This is a genomic window from Priestia megaterium NBRC 15308 = ATCC 14581 (assembly GCF_000832985.1).
GTDB lineage: Bacteria > Bacillota > Bacilli > Bacillales > Bacillaceae_H > Priestia > Priestia megaterium.
Genome location: NZ_CP009920.1, coordinates 85811 through 109093, shown reverse-complemented (window position 1 = coordinate 109093; position 23283 = coordinate 85811). Strand labels below are relative to the sequence as shown.

Here is a 23283-nt window from a genome sequence, read left to right as displayed (position 1 = left end):
AATTAAAAATAATAAATCGGGAGATGATTAGAATGAAAAAATATACGGTATTAGTAGCGTGCGGAGCAGGAATTGCAACATCAACAGTGGTGTGTGAACGAGTGGAAAATCTATTAAAAGACAACGGCATTAACGCGGAAGTTGTGCAGTGTAAAATTGCGGAAGTAGCTTCTCGCCAAGAAGGAGCGGATTTAATTGTATCAACAACGATTTTACCCACAACGTACAGCATCCCGGCATTAAGCGCAACCTCCTATATCACGGGAATTGGCATGGAAGCACTGGACCAAAAAATTCTGACGCATTTACAGGCATAGGTATCACGCGTTGCCTCCATTTTAGAAAATGACAAAAGAAAAATGAGGGATGGATATGGATAAACTTCTATCAGGTGTGCAAGCAGTATTAAATCTAGGACCTACAGTTATTTTACCAATTGCCATTTTTATCTTAGGCCTGTTATTTAAAACAGGTGCAAAAAAAGCGTTTAAATCCGGAATTACAATAGGAATCGGTTTTGTCGGGATCAACTTAGTTATTGATTTACTTGTAAAAAACTTAGGACCAGCAGCACAAGCAATGGTTGAACGATTTGGTCTAAACCTAACTGTTATTGATACAGGATGGCCTTCTGCCGCTGCAATATCTTGGGCATCTCCCGTTGCAGCTATACTAATTCCTGTTTGCTTGTTTGTAAATATTATTTTGCTTTTATTAAAACTGACTAAGACGCTTGATATTGATATTTGGAACTACTGGCACTTTATCGCTGCTGGTGCAACAGGATACGTTGTCACAGGAAGCTGGTGGTTTGCAATATTGTGTACCGTTCTGTATGAAATTGCTGTTTTATTTGTAGCAGATAAGACGGCGCCAATGGTTCAAAAATTTTACGGGTTAGAAGGAATTTCTCTTCCTACAGGCTCTACAGCTGCGTTTGGACCAATTGGTATTTTGGTAGGTATGGGTGTATCAAGGATTCCAGGGATTAAAAGGTTGAATGCAGATCCCGAATCTATTCAAAAACGTTTTGGTATTTTCGGTGAACCAATGATGATGGGGTTAATCTTAGGGTGTGTAATTGGTATATTAGCAGGCTATGATCTTGGTAAAGTTTTTCAAGTAGGTATTTCAATGGGAGCGGTTATGCTTTTGATGCCTAGAATGGTTAAAATCTTAATGGAAGGACTTATTCCAATTTCTGAAGCAGCTCGTTCTTTTCTTCAAAAACGATATGGTGATCGTGAAATATATATTGGATTAGATGCCGCTCTTGCAGTAGGACATCCATCCGTTATGGCTACAGCATTGTTACTTGTCCCCATTACATTACTTTTAGCTGTCATTCTGCCTGGGAATAAAGTGTTGCCTTTTGGGGATTTGGCTACCATTCCTTTCTATGTAGCTTTTGTTGTGGGCTCATTAAGAGGAAATATTATACACTCTCTTATTTCGGGCACCGTTATGGTAGCGCTATCACTTTATATGGCAACGAATTTCGCAGATGTGCATACGCAAATGTTATCAGGAGCCCAGTTTTCTATGCCGGAAGGTGCAACACAAATTTCAAGTTTAGACATGGGAGGAAACTTATTTAACTGGCTTATTCTTAAGTTCTCTCAGCTGTGGGCTTCTATTTTTTAAAATAGACACAAACAGGAGGTAAGGCAATGAAAGCGGCCGTGCTGCATGAAAAAAATGAAATTATTTATCAAGATATTAGCATTGATTCCTGCCGAGCGAATGAAGTCAAAATAAAAGTAATGGCAGCAGGAATATGCGGATCGGATACACACAAAATGACAAGCAGATGGAAGTATCCGCTGCCTGCCATTATGGGTCATGAATTTGCTGGATATATCGTCGAAATAGGGGCAAAAGTAACAGATTTGAACGTTGGGGACAGAGTAGCTGCTATTCCATTTAAACCGTGCAGCGCATGTGAATATTGCCAAAAAGGACAGTATTCGTTATGCGAAAACTATGGAATGATTGGTGCTCAAGCATTTGGCGGATTTGCTCAGTATGTCAATATTCCAGCTTCTAATGTTATACAAGTAGGAGAGATGGACTTTGAAGAAGCAGCGATGATAGAACCTTTAGCAGTAGCGCTTCATGGAGTACTTAATATTCATCCGCAAATAGGAGACACCGCAGCGGTCTTTGGAGCAGGAGTCATTGGCATGCTGACGATTCAATGGTTGAAAATTGCGGGTGTAAAAGAAATCATCGCCATCGACATTTCTAGTGAAAAGCTTGCAGAAGCGAAGGCCATGGGTTGTGAAAAAGTGATTCATGCCCGTTACGAAAATGTCCTTGAAAAAATTAATGAATATACAAAAGGAAGAGGAGTGGATCTTGCGCTCGAATGTGCAGGTTCCCCTCTCACTCAAGAGCAGTGCCTGCTCGTTACTCGTAAAAAAGGGAAGGTTGGATATTTAGGTATTGCTTATTCAGATGTTTGTTTATCTGAAGCAGCATTTGAGAGTATTTTTAGAAAAGAGCTTACGTTGCAAGGTTCCTGGAACTCTTATTCTGCACCGTTTCCCGGGAAAGAGTGGAAAACAAGCGTTGACTTTATTTTAAATGGAAAGATTAGATTAAAAGAATTAATTTCTCATCGATTCAAGTTAGAAGACACGCAAAAGGCATTTAATATGATTATTAATCGAGAAGAAGCTTATGGAAAAGTGTTAATAATTCCAAATAAGGAGTGAAAAAAATGAAGGCAGTCATGAAGGTAGAGCCAGGCTACGATAAGATGCTGTTAAAAACAATCCCTGAATTAGAAGTTCAGAAAAACCAAGTGAAGATTAAAGTAGCGTATACCGGAATATGCGGTACGGATATTCACACGTTTACAGGTCAATATAAAAATTCCCAGACGCCGGTTGTGCTTGGGCATGAGTTTTCCGGTATAGTCGTTGAAGTAGGGGAAGATGTAACAAAAATAAAAGTTGGCGATAAAGTAACGAGTGAAACAACATTTGTGACGTGCGGAGAGTGTGATTATTGCTTAGAAAAAGACTATAATCTGTGCGCTCATCGAAAAGGAATAGGTACACAAATAAACGGCAGCTTTGCTGAATATGTTATTTCACGTGAGGAAAGTGTCCATGTGCTGCCAGATGCAGTCGACCTAAAAGCAGCTGCTTTAACTGAGCCTCTAGCTTGCTGCGTTCATGCAGCTTTAGAAAAAACAGTTGTTAAAAAAGAAGATAAAGTATTAATTTTTGGTCCAGGTCCCATTGGTTTACTGCAAGCACAAGTCGTAAAAGCACAAGGAGCGTTTGTTATATTAGCAGGTATAACAAAAGATCAGAAGCGTTTAGAGTTAGCTAAGTCTTTAGGAATCGACGTAACTGTAGATATCCAAAAAGAAAGCTTAGAAGAAATTGTGCTGACTTATACAAAGGGATACGGTGTTGACAAGTTATTTGAGTGTTCAGGTGCTGTCCAGGCGTTAAACCAAGGGTTGCCTCTGGTTAAGAAAAAAGGAACGTTTGTACAAGTAGGGATTTTCTCCGAAAAATTAAACCTTTTAGATCAAGAATCTATCATCCAAAGAGAAATTACATATATTGGAACCCGTTCTCAGAAACCAAGTTCTTGGCATATTGCTTTGAAACTCCTTGAAGAAAAGAAAATTAATACAGATAAAATGATCACTAAAATTGTACCTCTTGATTATTGGCGTCAAGGATTCGAAGCCGTTCTATCAGGTAATGAAATAAAAGTGCTTATTCAATCGTAGAAACGAACTATATAAATAATGTAAATCAGGGAGGGAGGAAGTGTGAAAGATACCCAAATGGAAGCAGGTTTATATTGTAACAGTTGCAAAGAAGAGCTTCCTCACCACGTTTATTATATTAACGGCAAAATTGTACGCGTAGAGTGTCAAGAATGTAAGCGTACAATGGTATTTAAAGTTGATGTTTTGAAAGAGTTCTATAAAGAGGTCTACAAGCGCGTCTCTACGAAACCTAACCGAGTGTCAAAAGAATATAAAAAAGATATGAATAGATTTTTAACTGGAATTCCAATAAGGTTAGTGAGCAAGCCTTATCGTCTAATGAAAGATTTTAACGAATCTATGCATACTATTCACTGCTACAAAAAACGAACTGCTAGAAAATAAAGGGCCGGTTGCCTGTTTTTATAGCTGATGCATCAATGCATTTTTTCTAGCTATATAAAAAAGCTGCTTTCTATACATGTAATGTATAGAAAGCAGCTTTTTTACGTGACAGTTTCAAACTTCAGGGTGTGAGGTGGGATAGTTTTTGTTTACCCGTCTATATCTAAATAAAACAATCTAAATGATAATGAAGTAGAAATTATTTATTCCGTTTGTTTATAAATTGTTTAAATATAAGAAGAAGCAGTTTAGCTTTAGAAAATAAGGGAAGAAGCATACTAACTTGCCTGTGTATATTTAGAAAAGGAGGGATAAAGATGTCGTTAGCTCATTTTGATGATATTTCAGAAATTTGCTATGCATGTGAAAAACAGCCTCTTGGAAAAAGACAAAAACGCATTGGCGTATGGACGGAAAAAGAAATGAGAAAGCCTGTTGAAGAGAGAGTAGAAAATCAGAAGGTGGTCGCACTTTCTCGTTAATGTAAAAAAGCCTTTAGCTCATCTAAAGGCTTTTTTACATATTGGCGTTTGGACATGTGTGAAGGGTCATAGAAGCAATCGTTATAAATCTTCTAGTCTTTGAACTTTTTTGCCTTCTATTTTATGCTGTTCCATTGTTTCTTTTAACTCTTTATTCGCCGTTGTCATCGTTGTTTCATTTGTTACGCCCATAAATGACCAGCCGTGAGATTCAAGCCAGTACTTGAATTCCCTCAAAAACTCTTCCTGCGTTCCTCCCGTATGATAAAAAGCTCCTTGAATTGTAATAGCCGGTTTCTCCGTGTTATACGTCACATACATTTTATTTGCACACATCCAAATAGACCTCCTTTATTAATAAACAAACGTAAATTGACAAAGAAGCGCTGAATCATTCCTCAATAGTTACACTATTTCTCTATTTGACTGCTGTTTTCCTTTTTATCTCTGCGATTAATCATAATTAAATCAAGTTTTTTACAGAAAGAGGAATGTAAGTAAACAGATAAAAAGCTTGTTTCGCAATGAAATCGTCATATTTCTACATATTCTTTAAGGGTCATGTAAAAGTTGTAACATAATGAATGGCACTGTAAGAAACTTAATCCAATTAGAACAAATGTTACTGTTTTTTTTAATGAAAAGGCGAATCTATGTGCTAAGGTAATAACAGGTTCAAATTTTAGGAGGTAGTTTTTGTGAGTAAAAAACGTGTAAAAAAATGGGCAGTTGCTTCTGCAGCGTCTGTAGCATTTCTAGCAAGTCAAGGAACAGCATCAGCAGCAGCTTCGCACAAAGTCGTAAAAGGAGATACCTTGTGGGGGCTTGGCCAACAAAGTGGGGTTACGGTAGATGAGCTGAAAGGTGCTAATAACCGCCAAAACGACATGATTTACGTTGGAGAAACATTAACGATTCCTGACCAGGGACAAGCACAACCTGCCGCTAGTCCGGCAACATCTGTACATACAGTAGCACAAGGCGAAACGTTATATCATATTGCAACACAAAACGGCATGACTGTGGATCAGTTAAAAGCTGTTAACGGTTTACAAAGTGATATCATTACCATCGGACAAACGTTAAAACTTCAAGGAGAAGCACCGGCGCCGGCACAAACTGCTCCGTCTACATCGGTTTCTGCACAAGATCAAGATTTACTAGCAAGATTAGTAGAGGCAGAAGCAAAAGGTGAGCCGTACCAAGGAAAAGTAGCGGTAGCAATTGTGGTATTAAACCGTGTAGCTTCACCGGAATTCCCAAATAACATTCACGACGTTATTTATCAGCAGCTAGGAAACGGCGTATATCAATTTTCACCAGTAGCAAACGGCGCAATTAATCAGCCTGCATCAGAAGAATCAAAACGAGCGGTAAGCGAAGCAATATCAAACCCGCATGAAAACGATGCGCTGTTTTTCTATAATCCCAAAATCGCTGAAAGCCAATGGGTTGCAACGCAGCAAGTAACGGCAGTTATCGGAAACCATGTATTTGCAAAATAAGTAGATTTCTTTCAAATATAAACATATATTTCATATATATGTAAAGTTGATACAAAAAGGTTGCCACAGAAGTATTTTGCTTAAAGTTAAATCCAAACCATTAATAGTTATTAATGGTTCGGATTTTTTTGTTATGGTGAATGTAGATTTCATGTATGTAGTTGTTTCAATCTCTTATGTATGAAGAGAGAAATAGCTATTTTTAAGTCTAATTAAACCTTAAAATACCTTAACAGATCCATCTGTTAAGGTATTTTTTTGCTTAAATTTTAAGAAAACCATTGATTATTTAGAGAATAATGATATGATAAAGAAAGTCAATTGATAATGATAATCATTTACATATGATAAAGGAGGAGATAACTAGACTTATAGATGAAAGAAAGGAGTAAGGAAAGTTGAAGTTTTATCAGTTAATTCTTGTGTTTGCTGTACTATCGATTTTGTCTCTTTTTGTAGGAGTACAAGATCTGTCAGCGATGGATCTGTTTCATTTAACAAAAGAAGAAAGCCAAACGCTGTTTTTTAGTCGTTTTCCTAGGCTTTTGAGCATTATTATGGCGGGAATGAGCCTTAGTATTTGCGGATTAATTATGCAGCAAATTACGCGAAATAAGTTTGTATCTCCAACAACGGCAGGAACGATGGACTGGGCAAGACTTGGTGTGTTGATTTCTCTACTAGTATTTGCTTCAGCAAGTCCTCTATTAAAAATGAGCATTGCTTTCATTTTCTCACTGGCGGGCAATCTATTGTTTATGAGAATACTAGACAGAATTAAATTTAACGATACGATTTATATTCCGCTAGTCGGTTTAATGCTCGGCAGTATCGTAAGTTCCTTAGCTACCTTCATCGCCTACAAATACGATTTGATTCAAAACCTTTCTTCATGGCTGCAAGGCGACTTTTCGCTAGTAGTCAAAGGGAGATATGAACTTTTATACCTGAGTATACCTCTCTTAATAATTGCTTATCTTTACGCAGATAAGTTCACGGTTGCTGGTATGGGAGAAAGCTTTTCAATCAATTTAGGCGTGAAATACAAACAAATTGTAAACATTGGATTAGTCATTGTGTCGCTTATTACGTCGATTACGATTTTGACCGTTGGCATGCTGCCTTTTTTAGGATTAATCATTCCAAATATCGTATCGATTTACCGTGGAGATCATTTGCGAAAAAGCCTGCCTCATACAGCGCTGCTTGGAGCTGTGTTCGTACTGGCGTGCGATATTTTAGGCAGAGTCATTATTTTCCCTTATGAAATCTCTATTGGGCTAATGGTCGGTGTAATAGGAAGTGCGATCTTTCTTTTTATGCTGATAAGGAGAGGTCGTTATGCATAACAAACATAAAATCATCATTCTCGCCGCGCTGGCCATTTTATCAGTGGCGCTGTTTATCAGCTACGATTTAGGCTACTGGCAGTACACGCTACCGCGAAGAATTGAAAAAGTCGCTGCGATTGTTTTAACCGGAGGAGCCATTGCGTTTTCATCCGTTATCTTTCAAACAATTACTAATAATCGAATTCTAACTCCTAGTATTCTAGGACTGGATTCACTGTATTTATTTCTGCAAACGTTTATTGTGTACATCTTTGGCTCGACGAATATTGTCATCATGAACAAAAATCTTAACTTTCTTCTTTGCGTTTCGCTGATGATTATCTTTTCGGTCTTGCTTTACATACTGATGTTCAAAAAAGCCGGTAAGAATATTTTCTTTATTTTACTGGTTGGAATTGTGTTCGGCACGTTATTTAAAAGCATGTCTTCATTTATGGAAATGCTGATTGACCCGAATGAATTTCAAGTTGTACAAGATAAATCATTTGCAAGCTTTAACAATGTTAATACCGATTTGCTATACATAGCAGCCGTCATATTTATCCTGCTTGGCATTTACGTGTGGCGCTTTACATCCATTTTTGATGTACTGTCGCTCGGAAGAGAACATGCGGTAAATTTAGGTATTGATTATGACGGGCTCGTCAAAAAAATGCTGATTGTGATCGCCATTTTTGTCTCAGTGGCTACAGCATTAGTTGGGCCGATCACCTTTCTTGGACTGCTTGTTGTGAACCTTGCGAGAGAGCTGTTCAAAACGTACAAGCACACCTATTTAATGATGGGATCACTGCTGCTTAGTGTTATAGCCCTCGTCGGAGGAGAATTTATCGTTGAAAAAGTGTTCACCTTCAGCACCACGCTGAGCGTCATCATTGACTTTGCCGGCGGAATTTACTTTATTTATTTGCTGCTAAAGGAGAATAAATCATGGTAGAAGTAACAAATGTCAGTAAAACATACGGAGAAAAAACCGTTTTAGAAAAAACATCCGTCGTGATTCCAAAAGGGAAAATCACGTCATTTATCGGTCCAAACGGAGCGGGAAAAAGTACGCTGCTTTCAATTATGAGCCGTCTCATTAAAGCTGACTCAGGGTCAATATCTATAGAAGGAAAAAATATAGAGAATATTGACAGCTCAGATTTAGCCAAAAAAATGAGTATTTTAAAACAGTCTAATCAGCTGAATATCAGGCTTAGCGTACGTGAACTCGTCAATTTTGGGCGGTTTCCTTATTCAAAAGGCCGGTTAACCAAAAGCGATGAACAAGCGGTTGATCAGGCACTAAGTTATATGAAGCTTGAAAGTATTCAAGATAAATACTTGGATGAACTGAGCGGGGGACAGTGTCAGCGAGCTTTTATTGCCATGGTCATCGCACAGGACACGGAGTATATTTTCTTAGATGAACCGCTCAATAACTTAGATATGAAGCATTCTGTTGAAATTATGAAGCTGTTGAAACGTCTCGTAGAAGACTTAGGCAAAACGATTGTAATTGTCATTCACGATATTAATTTTGCGTCTGTTTATTCGGATTATATTGTGGCACTTAAAAACGGTGAAGTGATCCGTGAAGGCCCAACAGAAACCATCATTCAAACGTCTGTATTAAAGGATATATACGATATGGATATTCCAATCGAAACGGTTGGCGGACAGCGTATTTGCGTGTATTTTTCATAAAATTTATTCATGAGGTGACGAAAGTGAAAAAAGTGTTAGTAATGTTTGTAGCAGTCTTAACTGCGATTGTTGTAGCTGCTTGCGGTAATCAAGGAGCAAAAGAAACAACAGGTGGAGAAAGTAAGCAAAAAGAGACGGTAACAGTAACCGATCAGTTCAATAAAGACGGAATTAAAATTAAGAAAAACCCTAAAAAAGTTGTAGTATTCAGCATGGGTGCACTTGATACACTAGATAAACTAGGGGTTGAAGTAGCGGGCTTGCCAAAACAAGCGATTCCTGAGTATTTATCAAAGTATCAAGATGATAAGTATGCGAATGTAGGTGGCTTAAAAGAACCTGATTTCGAAAAAATTGCAGAGTTAAAGCCAGACTTAATTATTATTCAAGGCCGCCAAGCAGATTCATTCGATGAATTTTCAAAAATTGCGCCGACGATCTATATCGATACGGACACCCAGCACTATATGAAGTCATTTAAAGAAAATACAAAAGTACTAGGACAAATTTTTGATAAAGAAGATCAAGCAAAAAAAGAGCTAGCAGCAATTGATAAGCAAATTGCAGATTTGAAAAAACAAGCGGACAAACTAGATAAAAAAGCGCTTGTAATGATGGCAAATGACAGCAAAATGACAGCGTTTGGTCCAGGTTCTAAATACGGATTAATCCACGACGTATTCGGTATTAAAGCTACAGACGACAGCCTAGATCCATCGGCTAAGCATGGCCAAAGCATTTCATACGAATATTTAGTTAAGCAAAATCCAGACTACTTATTCGTCGTTGACCGCGGTGCAGCGATTGGTGAAAAATCATCTGCTAAACAAATTGTTGAAAATGAGTATGTAAAAGAAATCAACGCGGTGAAAAACAATCACGTTGTGTATCTTGATCCAGGCCTTTGGTATTTATCTGGAGGAGGCCTTGAGTCAATGGCTGGCATGATTAAAGAAATCAAAGCAGGGATAGAGAAGTAATAGAGAAAAGAGAAACTGGAACAAAAGTATTTTAATTGAAAGTAGATCCGAATGATTAATCAAATCATTCGGATTTTTTATTGTGGTGGAGAGAATATAGGTTTCATATCTGTAGTTGCTTCTAGCTGTTTATTGAAGTGATTAGTTATGTCTGAATCTCATTTTTAAGTGAACATTTTTCTGTCTGGCAGTGGTTTTGACTATAAAACGTTATAAACTGAACGAATACTAAAGAGCAAAGCGCAGGTATTTCCTTCTTTTTAGGTGTCTTTCTACTTATTAAATTAAATTTCTTAATAGGTTTTTTTACCCATTTTCGTTCCAGCAGGAAAAAGATACAAGTTTAGCGATTAATTGAATAGGGAGAGGGAACAGAAAAAAGAGGAAAAAATCTCTAAAAGGAATTTAGTATATTAAAGGAGGAATTAACATGTTTCGTCATCAAAAAGAACTGCAGTTTGAAGTTAAAGTAGATCGCCCGGATCCGATGCTTGCTCGCCAGATTCAAGAAGTACTAGGTGGACAATTCGGTGAAATGACGGTAATGATGCAATACCTCTTTCAAGGATTTAACTGTCGAGGAGAAGAAAAATATAAAGATATGCTGATGGATATAGGTACAGAGGAAATTGGACACGTAGAAATGCTTTGTTCACTTATTAGTCAATTACTTGATGGAGCCTCTCCAGAAGATCAAGCAGAAGCTGCGAAAGATCCTGCAACAGCAGCTATCATGGGAGGGATTAATCCTCAGCATTTATTAGTGAGCGGGCTGGGTGGTTTGCCTACTAATTCAAATGGAGTTCCATGGAACGGTTCATATATCGTAGCAAGCGGCAATTTATTAGCAGATATGCGTTCGAACTTGCATGCAGAAAGTCAAGGCAGACTTCAAGTAGCTAGGTTATATCATATGACAAAAGATGAAGGTGTACGCGCGACATTCCGAAAAATGCTAGCGCGTGATCGCTATCACCAGTATCAGTGGATGGAAGCTATAAACGAACTAGAAGAAAAAAATGGAGTGGTTGTTCCTGCATCTTTCCCTCCTGAGGCTGAAAAAGAATCACAGCCAGAAGCGTATGAGTTTTGGAACCTCTCAGAAGGCGCTGAATCAGAAGAGGGACCGTGGGCTACTGGAAGTGCCCCAGACGGAAGCGGTGAATATGTATATATCAAAGACCCTGTAGCAAAAGGACAGGTTCCCAATCCGGAAATTCCTGATACTTCGTTGCATCATGATTTAACTCGTAAAAAAGTTTCCTCTAAATAAAAGAAAGAAAGGCCCTCGATATGTGCGAGAGGTCTTTTTTTTGCCTATAACAAAGGGTGTTATCCACGTGTTTCAATCAAGTTACCTTTTAATATCTAGAATAAAAAAGCCGCATATGGAAACAGTAGGTATGTGCATACGTTAGAAAGGTGGCACACTAGTATGAGCATGTTAAAGAGAATAATTTGAAATAAAAGAAGGTACCTCTGCTTAGTATGGGCTACCTTTTTTGCTTCAGAATAAAAGGAGTGTTTGAAATGTATTATTACAAAGAAGGATTAATTAATGGAATTAAACCGGATAAGCCCGATCCTGCGGCCGCGAAGGTACTGCAAGAAGCTTTAGGCGGGCAGTTTGGTGAAATGCGGACGATGATGCAATATTTCTTTCAAAGCTCTAACTTCAGAGGGAAAGAGACGCAGTATCGCGATTTAATGAGAGGTGTTTTTTTAGAAGAAATTGCTCATGTAGAACTCGTTCAAAATACCATTAATGCATTGTTAGATGAATCTGGCGGAGCCGGGGTAGGAAGTCAAGGTTCAGATCAGGCTCCTCTTGATGAAGCCGTAAAACATGCTAATCCTCATCACTATATCATGGGTGCTCAAAGCTCACTGCCAGTGGATGCGGGCGGAAATCCATGGAACGGCTCATGGGTTTATAATCACGGAAATCTAGTGGCTGATTTGCTCAATAACGTCGTATTAGAATCAACCGGCGTTTTACAAAAAACAAGAATATACGAAATGAGTTCTAACCAAACGTTAAGAGAAACGCTAGGTTTCTTAATTGTTCGAGATAATGCTCATCAAAATGCGTTTGCAAAAGCTCTTGAAACATTAGGCGTGGACTGGGGAAAACTATTCCCTGTACCAAATTATGATATTAACAAATACCCTGAATGCAGAAAATTTGTCGAGATGGGGTATCATAACACGCAATTTGATTTTAGGTTAGATCCGCATCGAATGGGAGAAATATTCCAAGGACAGACGCCAAGTAGAAATGGCGGAGACTTGAGCGTAACACCTCCACCGGAAGCTTTTCCAGTCCCTCATTTATCTGAAATGCCAAATGAGCATGCTCCAGGTTTAGGAGATATGAACGCATAAAAGTATGTGAATCGACTTTAATTAAACAAAGCTAAAACAAATAAAAAACATTGACTGAGAGCTAGTAGTCAATGTTTTTTATTTGTTTTAGCGCAATTCTTTCATTTGTCTAGCGCAAAGCACATCTCGCCATTCCTGTAAGCGCATGATAAAGGGCTTTTTTACATCTGTTTGTGAATTTATTTGTTTTTTACAAGAAGAAAAGGGAATACTTTCTTTAATCGCTTGTGATAGAAAGCTAATAAGGGGCATGCTGCTATGAGTAACCAAAAAGATGAATTTTTATTTAAACGAGAGCTCTATCGCTTAGTACAAGAATACAAACGCTGTAAAGTTGAAGAAATTAGACGGGCAATTAAAAAGGATATTCTTCTTTTGAAGAAGGTTATAAATAACTAAAATAGATAAACACCGGCAAAAAAGCTCATGTTAGTTGATAAATGAGCTTTTTTTGCTGCTTTAAACTTGTTCAAACGAATTAGTATGTCTATAAATAGTCTCAGGAAGATTATGGACCATGTTAAACAAAGCTAACGCAGTTGTTTCTGCTTCCTCATAACGATGAATGATATCGTTTTCAATATCGCAGATTTGAAAACTGTTTAATTGTTTTGAATAACTTAGTGTAAACCTATTGGCAAGAGTATGAGTAATGTCGCTATCTCTATAATTTACTAAATTTTCTATCATGTGCTTAATTTCAGTTAGGTTCATCCACCAAGTCACCCTTTCATGTTATTGAATTTATCATACCATGTACAGGTAGTTTGAATACTTTTTTTTACAATTTGTAACAACAATTTTCAAAATGAAACATAAAGGTAATAAAAAGTTAAAACGAGCAGCTTAACGCAAGCTGAAGACTTCCTAGGAGGGGGTAGGTTTTTCTTTGCAGTAGGTCAACTCCAACTTTTTATCTGCGATTTCTTTTAGCCCAATACGAATCATACTGAATACTAAAATCCATAATATAACCGTTAAAATTGTATGTCCAGCGGGCAAAATACCTAGTATAGGTGAGTCCCAAAGAGCGTGCATAAAAACGACAAGCAAAAATACACCGAGAAATTTTGGTTTTATCAACATGCTCCACTGAAATTTCTTATTTCCTTGGACGATGCAGACGGCAGCTCCAGTCAAGGCAGCCCAAGCTACATGTCCTCCGGGAGCAAAAATGCTGCGCCAAAGTATTGTAGAATAAAGCATGTGAAAGCTCCCGGAAAGAAGTGCCCGTAACGCATAGCCAGCGGTTTCAAAAGCAGCAAAACCAGCTCCTATTGCAGCTCCCAAGAGGAGTCCGTTAAGGATATATCTATATTTAAGATTGCGCACAAAATAAATAACCGCGATAACTTTAGCCAGTTCCTCGCATATTCCAATCATGATCACGTTTGTGTTATTTCCAAGAATATCATAAAACACAAGTGCTAATAAAAGTGAGAGGATTCCGCCAATAAAAACGACATACACAATTTTGTAAATAGCAATATTCTGCGGAGCGTTCATTTCCCAAAAGAAAATAAGCGTAGTAAATGGCACTGCAAAAGCACCGACTACAATAAGGCCGGGTATGAAGTTGATGTTTTCGAACAAGCTTACGCCTAGATATAGCCCTAAGTATGCGACAAGCGCAATAAGAAAGACTCTTGCAAAAAGCCAAGGCTTTGGCCATGTATTTACAACTTCTTCTATTTTAGGAGTCGTAAGCCCTGTTCCTACAATAAAAAGCCGTTCAGCTTCCATTTCACTGTGTTGTCGGAAGACTCGAGAGAATATATTTCGAAATTTAGGTTCAACCGAACGTTCATTTCTTGGGATTTTATCAACACGATGGGCAAACAAGTAGAATATGCTGTAGTTTTCGTCGTGGTCCACGATTTCATGGCCGCAATTTAAGCAGAATTTTACCCCTTCCGGATTAGAATAAGCGCAATGGGGGCATTTCATTTATCTTCCTCCTTTTTCTACATACAAATCGTTTGACGCTTGTCTTATGACATCTTCTACATCTATTATGTGAACTGATGAAAAAAGCATAAGAGGGTTTGATAGGTAATTTGCTTAAATAATGGAATGGTATGTATATAAAAGACAGAAGCTATTGCTAAAAGAGAACTCATGAAACCAAAAAAGGCTGCGTCATAAGCCGAACATTCGACTTACAGCACAGCCCTTTATATGATTGAAAATGTGGATTTAAGCCTGTTTTCTTTACAATGCTACTACGCAATAAAAAAGCTTCCTGAAATAAAAACGATGACACCAATGACCATCATTAATATTTCGCGGTCTTTTTTTTCTGGTTTTTTATTAGCAGGAAGCAGCGATTTTGAAAGAGGCTTGGCAAAAATAATAACAAGCATGCAAACAGCAGCAAAGATGCCAAGTGCTACCTGAAAATTACCTTCAATAAAGACGCATGCCATTAAAAGTACAAGACTTATTTTCAGAAAAATTTTTGATAGGTTCACTATCAACACTCCTTTAGAACACTTAATACGAAAGACTTAGTGATTTTTTTATATGCCTGTTGTTTTCTACGGCTTGAAGAAGAAAATGAGCGACGTCAGAACGGCTGATGTTGCGTCCGTTTTCTGGTATGCTAGCTTCTCCTATACGGTAATACGTGGTTAATGGACCACTCGTTAGACCCATTGGCCGAGCAACTGTCCAGTCGAGTCCGCTTACCTTCAAGAGCTTCACAGCTTCATGATGGTCGCGAAGCACATTTTTTAAAATACGCTGAGCAAGCCAGCCCGTCATGCCTGGAATTTCTCCGTCGATTCCGGCTGAAGCCGTGTAGGCGATACGCTGAATTCCATTTTCGTTCATACATTGAATGAGCAGATTTGTCGTTTCTACTAAAAGGGTAGAATGCCCTAGATTTTCGGTTCCAAGACAAGAAATTACTGCATCACACCCTCGCATAGCCTGGCACACTTCATAATAATCAAGCACGTCGCCTTGTATGATGTGTACGTTCGCATGCGTTAGCTTAAGCTTAGATGGATTTCGCACAAAAGCTTTTACATAATGTCCGTTTGTCACTGCTTGCTTGATCACTTCCTGTCCCGTCCTGCCGCTTGCGCCAATTAAAAAAATGTTCATACGATCAACCCTTTCGTTTCAATGTAGGTAGTAAAAACGAAATTTTCTTTTACCATAACACATTTTTCACGATTTAGCTTGTCAAAACATAAAAGCTGCTTACGAGATTCACCAAAGTAAGAGCTATCCTCTGTTCTTTTTTAAAACTTATGTCATAGACTGTCTAGAAAACAAAGAAATGTACGAACGGTTTATAAAGGTGTTTAATGCTATAGAAGAGAAAGGGTATTATAAGAATAAGGGACGAACAGAAGGGGCGATGCACGATGAAAAAATCGGTAAGCCGAGCACGTGTTATCATAGTACTAATAGGTTTTCCACTCATCTTTCTTATTATGGCGCTTGTGACCGGTGAGTGGCGATATATGACTTGGACCATTCCGCCTGCGCTGATGTCATGTTGGACGGCACTTTTTGTATTAAGGAAGCAAGAAGAAAGATAACAGGAAATTTGAACTATTGCATCGAATTTATAGAAAAAGTATAAAATGATAGAAAGCTATAGTAAGAAAATTTAATGAAGGACGGTGTGAAGATGAACGGACAACAGTTATTGTATGGGTTGCTTACGTCTAAAGGCGATATCCTGAGAGCTGCTTATGTGTTATGTGACCACCGCATTTATACGGAAATGTCAGCACAGTATCAGCAAACGGAGCATACGGATTTTCAAGCATCATTGGTAGAAGAAATGAAATTGCTTGAAAAACAGCCTGAAGTAGACATGCATCTGCATATTTTGCTTGAAATGGCGAAGTTTTTTGAACTTTCCGTTTCTCATGCTACAACAAATGGCGAGCTGTACGAGTTAAGCGATAACATTGGAAATTTGCTTGTATCTAAATACAATGAGCTGTTTTCAATTGCACGCTGTCATACGCTAGAAGACATAATGCGCCATCAAATCCGACTGTTCTTTCATCTAATTGATTCGCAATACATGATTGCTACAAATCGTCAGCAAGCTGTGTTTCAGCAGCAGCTGATGAATTGGATTGAACAGCTGCCCCCCATGTATCAGGAAAGAATGATTGATGCATTAGGAGAATATCAGCAGGAAGCACTTGTGAAACTGCTGCAGAAAAAAGGGACAATTGAACTGTACAAACAGCTTCCTCCGCACGCATACCCTGCTATTTCAGGCCTTATGGCAACCGTAATGAGTATCTTTATTCCCGTTAATTACCCGCCAGCACTGCTATTTAGTATGAATGCGCCGCTGTTTTTAATGGCGAGCTTTGAAAGTCATGAAATTATTGCAAAACGCAAAGAAGCTGGAACTTTTTTACCGCTGTTATTGGTAGTTGTTCAGCTGATGTGGACGTACAAGCTTGAGCATCAGGATGAGCTGTTGAATTATCAGTCTCTGCTGATCAAGTGGTCATCTGTACACACAGCGTATCAAGATTATATGAAAAAGAAAGAGCAGTCACTGTTTGACCGTGAACGGTTAGACAGCTTTATTTATAAAACAGAGCAGTATGTTAAGCAGCTCCGCGCTACGGAGAAAAAGACGGTGAAGCAAATTGAAACGCTCAAAACAGCCATTCGCCATCAGCTTGATGAAATGGAGCTCACATCGTTAAACGGAGGGCTTGTGCTTCAAAAAATGATTGAAGAGCATGAATCATTAAAACAAGATGTAGAAGAACTGCAGCGCAAGCTTTCGATTAAAGGTGACTTCTTCTCTAAAGTAAGACTGACGTTCCGTTCTGCAGAACGAGCCGTCAAAAGCAAAGTGAAAGAAGTAGAGCGTAAAAAAGTGCTTATGCAAATGACGGACTTTATTTTAGCAAATCGCTTGCCCGTATGCGTGGATATTCAAAATGAAATTTATGATTATCAAGACGAGCTGGCGACGACTATTTTTCAAATTAATCAGCAGGTCGAGCTGCTTGAAGAAACAAAACAAAGCCGTCAGCTAGCGGATGCAAAAGTACGCCGCTATGATCAAGAAATAAAGCGATTTGAACGGAACTACTATGGCTTGAAAGAAGGAACCGTTGAAGAAATGGCCCAGTGAAACTGGGACAAACATATTTTATCCGAACGAGTTTGATTCTCTATCAAGAATCAAACTCGTTCGGATTTTTTTATGGTGATCGTGAACATAGGTTTTATATATGTAGCTGCTTCTAGCTGTTGATAGGAAAGCAAAGCCCTGCACGGAAATTAACAGCGATGTCTCAAGCTCCATACGAACTCATTCACTCCGTTTGTCTGTCTTTAGATTGGCGTAATTTAGTTATGTCTCAATCTTATTCTCTGTCTGTAGGAGCGGACAGCTGATCTTTATACTGATCTACATAGAGCATGCCGTTTGTTGACACAACTGCATACAGCACTTGGTTCAACTGAAGCTGACGATTTGAAAGCTCAAGGTTGATCCACTGTTCGGTATATTGAGATGTTAAGTTTTTATGAATAATTTCTCCGTCCATGATGAGTTCTACCGGTAAACTCATTTCTTTAAACGGCTTAGACAAAACGTCCTGTTTGGCAATGTTTTGATAAGCAGTTTTCTTTAATACTGACAGTTTTCCGCTTACTTCTAAAACAGCAAACTCTACTTCAGCAATGTTGAACGTTCCTAGTTCTCGTAAATGCTGATTCAAGTCGTCAATAGAATATTTGACTTTTTTCATATTTGCTTCAAGAAGCTTTCCTTTTTCCATAATAACCGTCGGGCGTCCTGTAATCCATTTTCGCAAGCGCCTGCTTTTTAGAGCTGTTGATGCTAAAAGAAAATGAATGGCTACAAGAAAAGCAAAAGAAGCGAACATCGGCAGAAATTTTAATTTCAAATCAAATCCCATATTTGCGATGAACGACCCAATAATGATGGACATCGCAAATGTAAAATGATTATTATGCGTGTTAATTTGTTTTCCAATCAGGAAAGTAGTAATGCTTAAGATAATGAAAGAAACAAAGGTTCTAAGAAGGGACATGAGAATGTCTTCCATAGGTTGTGATGTCACCTGCTTTCTCATAAATAGAAAGAGTATCTATCTCTATAGCGTTATCCATTTAAAGGATCGTTATACAAGAAAAACACCAAGAAGAAGTGCGGATAATGCGTTCACATTCGGCTGCTTAAAAAGGGGCGGAAAGGCTGTAGGTAAGGGATCAAAGCAAACAAAAAGAATGTGCAAATTCCTTTGAAATTTTTTGGAGGATTTGTTACAATAAAGGTGCTTATTTTTGTTCGGTAAGGATAGTTCGAAGTGTTCGTCTTGACTTATTGTAAGAGCAGGAATAGAGTAATACACAATGTGTGGATTGTCACACAAGGAGGAATAGAGATATGTTACAAGGTAAAGTAAAATGGTTCAACGCTGAAAAAGGTTTCGGTTTCATCGAAGTAGAAGGACAAGACGATGTATTCGTTCATTTCTCTGCTATCCAAGGCGAAGGTTTCAAAACTTTAGAAGAAGGTCAAGAAGTTACATTTGAAATCGTTGAAGGCAACCGTGGACCACAAGCTGCTAACGTTCAAAAGTAATTTTTTTTATAAAGTTTAAGCCGATCAGCAGAAAGTTTCTCTGGTCGTTCGTTAAACTAAACTGGGAGAAGGCCCCTTTTATAAAAGGGGTCTTTTCTTGTTCGCTTTTTACACCTTGTTGACGATTTCTTTGACTTTGTAGAAGTATTCAAATATGAAAAAAACTAGTCACGCAGTATAAAAAAAGCGTATAATGAAATGATGAAAATAGGAATTGTAGAGCAGAAAGGATTTTAAAACGTATGAACAACCAACTTCAAGAAACGATGGTCGATTCACGTCGTACATTCGCCATTATTTCTCACCCGGATGCCGGGAAAACAACGTTAACAGAAAAAATGCTGTTACTGGGCGGAATGATTCGTTCAGCCGGAACGGTTAAAGGAAAAAAATCAGGCAAGTTTGCTACATCTGACTGGATGGAAATCGAAAAACAACGTGGAATTTCGGTTACATCAAGTGTTATGCAGTTTGAGTATAAAGATCACTTTATTAACATCTTGGATACACCAGGACACGAAGACTTCAGTGAGGATACGTATCGTACCTTAACGGCTGTAGACAGTGCGGTCATGGTTATTGACGGAACGAAAGGGATTGAAGCACAAACGCTTAAACTTTTTAAAGTTTGTCGTATGCGTGGTATTCCTATTCTAACATTTATCAATAAATTAGACCGTGAAGGAAAAGAGCCGCTTGAGCTGCTTGAAGAAATTGAAGATGTACTCGGTATTGAATCATACCCTGTAACGTGGCCAATTGGCATGGGGAAACGATTCCAAGGAACGTATGACCGTTTTTCAAAACAAATTGAAGTATACCAAGGAAACAAAGAGTCCTATTTTGCAGACTTTGACGGTGAAAATATCGACGATGAAATTAAAAAACACGTCGATGAAATGTATTTACCAGGCTTAGTGGATGATTTATCTTTACTAGACGAAGCAGGTAATGATTTTTCAATTGAAAAAGTAAAGCAAGGCCTATTAACCCCTGTTTTCTTCGGAAGTGCGATTGCAAACTTTGGTGTACAGTCTTTCTTTAATTCATTTTTACAATTAACATCACCGCCGCAGCCTCGTGAATCAACGAATGGCACCGTTCAGCCTACGGATGAAAACTTCTCAGGTTTCATCTTTAAAATTCAGGCGAACATGAACCCAGCTCACCGCGACCGCATTGCGTTCGTACGCGTATGTTCAGGGAAATTCGAGCGTGGAATGAACGTGACGTTAGCAAGAACGAACCGTAAAATGAAGCTAGCGCAGTCTCATCAGTTCTTGGCATCAAGCCGTGAAACAGTAGACACAGCGTATCCTGGGGATATCATTGGCTTGTATGACTCGGGTACGTATCAGATTGGCGATACCATTGTAGGAGAGGGAAAAGTATTCGAATTTGATGCTCTTCCAAAGTTCCCGCCTGAACTGTTTGTAAAAGTTCGTGCGAAAAATGCAATGAAATCTAAGCACTTTGAAAAAGGGATTAATCAGCTTGTACAAGAAGGAGCCGTACAGCTTTACCGTACGCCGTTCTTTGGAGATTATATTTTAGGAGCAGTCGGTGAACTTCAGTTCCAAGTGTTTGAACACCGTATGAAAGGTGAGTACAACGTCGATCTTGAATTCACGCGCATGTCTCATAACATTGCAAAATGGGTAGACAAATCAACAATTGAAGATCGCATGCTAGATTCTCGCGTGATGCTAGTAGAAGATCGTGATAAACATGCCGTTCTTATGTTTGAAAACGATTTTGTATGGCGTTTGTTCCAGGACAAATATCCATCTGTTAAATTCCTAGACCCGTTTAATCTATAAAAGAGTATAAAAAAAGGAAAACGATACATACTACTTTCATAAGTAGACAGTCGATTTTCCTCCTTTGCTTAAGAGTCAGTATTTACTGGCTCTTTTTTTAGTGAGCCACTGATTTTAAATTTAAAAGAATGACTCCTGCAATGATTAATACGATGCCAAATACCATCGTGAGACTGCCGCTTTCTTTCCAAATAACTACGCCAATCACAGCTGTCACAGCAGTTCCTACACCAGACCAAATGGCATACGCAACGCTGAGTGGAATGTGCTGAAGCGATGTGGAAAGCGCATAGAAAGCAAGACCAAACCCTAATAAAACACCAAGACTAGGCCAAAATTTTGTAAATCCGTTTGATGCTTTTAACATAGATGTACCAAATAACTCTGAACTAATAGCAATCGCTAAAAATAAATAGGCTTTCATCGAAAACCCTCCTCTGTTAATTTCCGAAGTTGTTGTTGAATCTGTTTTTGCATGTCTGGATTCACGGGTGCGAGCCCAAACATTTGACTGAACCATAATCCGTCAGCTGCTAGGCGCACAATGGTAGCAAGGACTGGATCAATGTCGTCTTGTTCAATGTGCTGCTGCCACTTTTCGTATTGCTTTTGAAAGTGCTGCAGGAGTTCAGGGTTGGTTGCAATACCTGCAAGTAACCCCGCGCTCATCACTTGTTCACGCTGAAGGTCATGAAGCGTCTCAGCAAGATAAGCCCGGCTCCATTTGCCAGGAGAATTGTCACGTTCAACTTGTACGTTTAGTCCGTCATCATATTTCTCTGTGACTGAATACAGCATTTGCTTAATCAATTCATCTTTTGAAGAGAAGTGATACAACAAACCGCCTTTACTGACGCCGGCTTCTTTTGCTACTTTTTCAAGCGTCAAATTTCCAACGCCGTCACGCTGTACAACCTGCGTAGCTGCAAGCAATATATCATCAAATGTAGACACACGAATTTCCTCCTTTTTGATTTTCCCTAGAATACTTTACCGTCTGGACGGTTTGTTTGGCAATACTTTTATTTCGAATTTCAAAAAAAAATTTTGTGCACACTAAAATATAAAGTATAAAAACAAAAATAAACGAGTAAACAAAGGGTTAATACCTTTACTATATGAAGAAAAAGAAAAAATAAAGCCTGGGTATATGAAAGATAAAAGAAAGGTGTGAAGAAACCGATGAGGGATGTGTATCAAAGTTTTCAAGAACTATCACAGTGTGAACGAGCGGGAATTGATTACGAAATAGAATGTGTCATTCGCCGGAGAGAAATTGTCGTGCTTGCTATTCACGGAGGAACGATGGAAATTGGGACAGAAGAAGTGGCAGAAAAAATAGCAGAAAAGCTGAACGCAACGGTGTACGTATTTAAAACACTGAAAACAGAAAATCCGTTTGAATTGCATGTTACGTCTGCAAACTACGATGAAGAAATGGCGCGTCACCTCGTTAAAAAATCAGAGGTCACGATTTCTCTTCACGGTGCCTACAGCGACGTCTGCACGACTTATATCGGAGGAAGAGACGAAAAGTTAGAAAAAGCGGTGCGTCATGCACTCTCAGGTTTTCCGATCAGTGAAACGCCCGTGCATTTAAAAGGCGTTTCACCTCGAAATATCGCAAACGGCAATCAGCGGCATAAAGGACTGCAGCTTGAAATAACCACTCCGCAGTATGAACAATTATTACAGGATAATGAGCTGTTTAACGAGTATGTGAATGCGGTAGTATCGGCTGTGAACTCAGTGATGTAAAGATAAATTCAACAGCTTCCTGTATATTGGCTGCAATAAAGGCCGCTTGTACGTCAGCCCATTTTTCCCGTACATGTAACGTGTCGTGCCCAGCTCCTGTTAACACTAAAATACATTGTGCTCCTGCTGCATGGGCCGCTACGAGGTCTTTCCACCGGTCGCCAATCACGATGCAGTTAGCCAAATTTAAGCTGTGCTCCTCGGCTGCTTTTAACAGCATGCCCGGCCTTGGTTTGCGGCACGAACAATTGTCTGAATCTTCATGAGGACAAAGGTAAACATCATCAAATCCAAAAGCTAAAAGCTCAGAGATAAAGTCTGATTTCTTTACCTTTCCTTTTGTAATATCGGGCTGATTCGTAAAAGAAAACAGCGGAATGTTTTGTTTCTTTATGTCTATAATCGCTTGCTTTGCTTGGGGGAATAGCTGAAAATCACCCGGATATTGTATTTCATTACTGCCGCCAATCGTTCCGTCTCGGTCTAAAAATATTGCTTCAATCATATTCTTCACCTCTTTTTCTATCACAATATAAAACAGGATTAATTTGGTAAAAA

General features: G+C 38.6%; 27 protein-coding genes. 18 read left to right on the top strand and 9 right to left on the bottom strand.

Annotation, left to right across the window (positions count from 1 at the left end; genetic code table 11):
- Positions 1-32 precede the first annotated feature (32 nt).
- The 6 genes from BG04_RS01055 (at position 33) to BG04_RS30805 (ending at position 4623) form a co-directional block, all read left to right on the top strand.
- The gene (locus BG04_RS01055) at positions 33-317 is read left to right on the top strand and encodes a PTS sugar transporter subunit IIB (protein WP_013057899.1); all 285 of its coding nucleotides are present in this window, start codon (positions 33-35) and stop codon (positions 315-317) included.
- Positions 318-372: 55 nt separating this feature from the next.
- Positions 373-1644, top strand: coding sequence for a PTS galactitol transporter subunit IIC (locus BG04_RS01050; protein WP_013057898.1), 1272 nt, complete (start codon positions 373-375; stop codon positions 1642-1644).
- A gap of 26 nt (positions 1645-1670) precedes the next feature.
- A complete protein-coding gene (locus BG04_RS01045) occupies positions 1671-2717 on the top strand; it encodes a galactitol-1-phosphate 5-dehydrogenase (protein WP_016764836.1) in 1047 nt (348 codons plus the stop codon).
- A gap of 5 nt (positions 2718-2722) precedes the next feature.
- Positions 2723-3754, top strand: a complete 1032-nt coding sequence (locus BG04_RS01040; protein ID WP_016764835.1) for a zinc-binding dehydrogenase — start codon at positions 2723-2725, stop codon at positions 3752-3754.
- A gap of 42 nt (positions 3755-3796) precedes the next feature.
- Positions 3797-4141, top strand: coding sequence for a hypothetical protein (locus BG04_RS01035; protein WP_034650586.1), 345 nt, complete (start codon positions 3797-3799; stop codon positions 4139-4141).
- A 317-nt stretch (positions 4142-4458) separates the two neighbouring features.
- Positions 4459-4623: a hypothetical protein gene (locus BG04_RS30805; RefSeq protein WP_013057894.1), complete on the top strand. Its 165-nt coding sequence runs from the start codon at positions 4459-4461 to the stop codon at positions 4621-4623.
- Positions 4624-4704: 81 nt separating this feature from the next.
- On the opposite strand, the gene BG04_RS01030 is transcribed toward BG04_RS30805, so the two are convergent.
- The gene (locus BG04_RS01030; protein WP_013057893.1) at positions 4705-4959 is read right to left on the bottom strand and encodes a hypothetical protein; all 255 of its coding nucleotides are present in this window, start codon (positions 4957-4959) and stop codon (positions 4705-4707) included.
- Between the two features lie 362 nt (positions 4960-5321).
- Between BG04_RS01030 and BG04_RS01025 the strand changes: the two genes are divergently transcribed.
- From BG04_RS01025 to BG04_RS30800, 8 genes are all read left to right on the top strand, one after another.
- On the top strand, positions 5322-6128 hold the full coding sequence (locus tag BG04_RS01025; protein WP_034650589.1) for a cell wall hydrolase: 807 nt from the start codon (positions 5322-5324) through the stop codon (positions 6126-6128).
- A gap of 398 nt (positions 6129-6526) precedes the next feature.
- Positions 6527-7477: an ABC transporter permease gene (locus BG04_RS01020; RefSeq protein WP_013057891.1), complete on the top strand. Its 951-nt coding sequence runs from the start codon at positions 6527-6529 to the stop codon at positions 7475-7477.
- Positions 7470-8417 (top strand): iron chelate uptake ABC transporter family permease subunit, encoded by a 948-nt coding sequence (locus BG04_RS01015; protein ID WP_016764832.1) that lies wholly within the window; start codon positions 7470-7472, stop codon positions 8415-8417. Before BG04_RS01020 ends, BG04_RS01015 begins: the two co-directional genes overlap by 8 nt.
- Positions 8411-9169: an iron ABC transporter ATP-binding protein gene (locus BG04_RS01010; protein WP_013057889.1), complete on the top strand. Its 759-nt coding sequence runs from the start codon at positions 8411-8413 to the stop codon at positions 9167-9169. Before BG04_RS01015 ends, BG04_RS01010 begins: the two co-directional genes overlap by 7 nt.
- Positions 9170-9210: 41 nt before the next feature.
- Entirely contained in the window at positions 9211-10149 is a 939-nt protein-coding gene (locus tag BG04_RS01005; protein WP_370511587.1) for a siderophore ABC transporter substrate-binding protein, read from the top strand.
- Positions 10150-10579: 430 nt separating this feature from the next.
- Positions 10580-11422, top strand: a complete 843-nt coding sequence (locus tag BG04_RS01000) for a manganese catalase (protein ID WP_034650592.1) — start codon at positions 10580-10582, stop codon at positions 11420-11422.
- Between the two features lie 257 nt (positions 11423-11679).
- Positions 11680-12534 (top strand): manganese catalase family protein, encoded by an 855-nt coding sequence (locus tag BG04_RS00995; RefSeq protein WP_034650594.1) that lies wholly within the window; start codon positions 11680-11682, stop codon positions 12532-12534.
- A 258-nt stretch (positions 12535-12792) separates the two neighbouring features.
- Positions 12793-12933: a hypothetical protein gene (locus BG04_RS30800; RefSeq protein WP_013057884.1), complete on the top strand. Its 141-nt coding sequence runs from the start codon at positions 12793-12795 to the stop codon at positions 12931-12933.
- A gap of 60 nt (positions 12934-12993) precedes the next feature.
- Here the strand turns inward: BG04_RS30800 and BG04_RS00990 are convergent, their stop codons facing one another.
- The 4 genes from BG04_RS00990 to BG04_RS00975 all read right to left on the bottom strand — a co-directional run bounded on the left by BG04_RS00990 (position 12994) and on the right by BG04_RS00975 (position 15642).
- Positions 12994-13248, bottom strand: coding sequence for a hypothetical protein (locus BG04_RS00990; protein WP_016764827.1), 255 nt, complete (start codon positions 13246-13248; stop codon positions 12994-12996).
- Between the two features lie 153 nt (positions 13249-13401).
- Complete coding sequence (locus BG04_RS00985; RefSeq protein ID WP_034650598.1) at positions 13402-14481, bottom strand: PrsW family intramembrane metalloprotease; 1080 nt, start codon at positions 14479-14481, stop codon at positions 13402-13404.
- A 275-nt stretch (positions 14482-14756) separates the two neighbouring features.
- The gene (locus BG04_RS00980) at positions 14757-15005 is read right to left on the bottom strand and encodes a hypothetical protein (protein WP_034650601.1); all 249 of its coding nucleotides are present in this window, start codon (positions 15003-15005) and stop codon (positions 14757-14759) included.
- Positions 15006-15027: 22 nt separating this feature from the next.
- Entirely contained in the window at positions 15028-15642 is a 615-nt protein-coding gene (locus BG04_RS00975) for an NAD(P)-dependent oxidoreductase (protein WP_034650603.1), read from the bottom strand.
- 535 nt (positions 15643-16177) lie between these two features.
- On the opposite strand from BG04_RS00975, the gene BG04_RS00970 reads away from it, so the two are divergent.
- The gene (locus tag BG04_RS00970; RefSeq protein ID WP_034650606.1) at positions 16178-17665 is read left to right on the top strand and encodes a hypothetical protein; all 1488 of its coding nucleotides are present in this window, start codon (positions 16178-16180) and stop codon (positions 17663-17665) included.
- Positions 17666-17900: 235 nt separating this feature from the next.
- Here the strand turns inward: BG04_RS00970 and BG04_RS00965 are convergent, their stop codons facing one another.
- Entirely contained in the window at positions 17901-18623 is a 723-nt protein-coding gene (locus BG04_RS00965) for a DUF421 domain-containing protein (protein ID WP_228459510.1), read from the bottom strand.
- 326 nt (positions 18624-18949) lie between these two features.
- Between BG04_RS00965 and cspD the strand changes: the two genes are divergently transcribed.
- Together cspD and BG04_RS00955 are read left to right on the top strand one after the other, a co-directional pair.
- Positions 18950-19147, top strand: coding sequence for a cold-shock protein CspD (gene cspD, locus BG04_RS00960; RefSeq protein WP_013057877.1), 198 nt, complete (start codon positions 18950-18952; stop codon positions 19145-19147).
- Between the two features lie 242 nt (positions 19148-19389).
- Positions 19390-20967 (top strand): peptide chain release factor 3, encoded by a 1578-nt coding sequence (locus BG04_RS00955; protein ID WP_016764821.1) that lies wholly within the window; start codon positions 19390-19392, stop codon positions 20965-20967.
- Positions 20968-21064: 97 nt separating this feature from the next.
- Here the strand turns inward: BG04_RS00955 and BG04_RS00950 are convergent, their stop codons facing one another.
- Together BG04_RS00950 and BG04_RS00945 are read right to left on the bottom strand one after the other, a co-directional pair.
- A complete protein-coding gene (locus tag BG04_RS00950; RefSeq protein WP_013057875.1) occupies positions 21065-21391 on the bottom strand; it encodes a DMT family transporter in 327 nt (108 codons plus the stop codon).
- Positions 21388-21921, bottom strand: a complete 534-nt coding sequence (locus tag BG04_RS00945) for a TetR/AcrR family transcriptional regulator (protein WP_034650610.1) — start codon at positions 21919-21921, stop codon at positions 21388-21390. The genes BG04_RS00950 and BG04_RS00945 overlap by 4 nt, the downstream gene beginning before the upstream one ends.
- Before the next feature lie 228 nt (positions 21922-22149).
- On the opposite strand from BG04_RS00945, the gene BG04_RS00940 reads away from it, so the two are divergent.
- Complete coding sequence (locus tag BG04_RS00940) at positions 22150-22725, top strand: poly-gamma-glutamate hydrolase family protein (protein WP_034650613.1); 576 nt, start codon at positions 22150-22152, stop codon at positions 22723-22725.
- On the opposite strand, the gene BG04_RS00935 is transcribed toward BG04_RS00940, so the two are convergent.
- On the bottom strand, positions 22676-23230 hold the full coding sequence (locus BG04_RS00935; RefSeq protein WP_016764818.1) for an HAD-IIIA family hydrolase: 555 nt from the start codon (positions 23228-23230) through the stop codon (positions 22676-22678). The two genes, BG04_RS00940 and BG04_RS00935, sit on opposite strands and share 50 nt — an antisense overlap.
- Between the last annotated feature and the right edge of the window lie 53 nt (positions 23231-23283).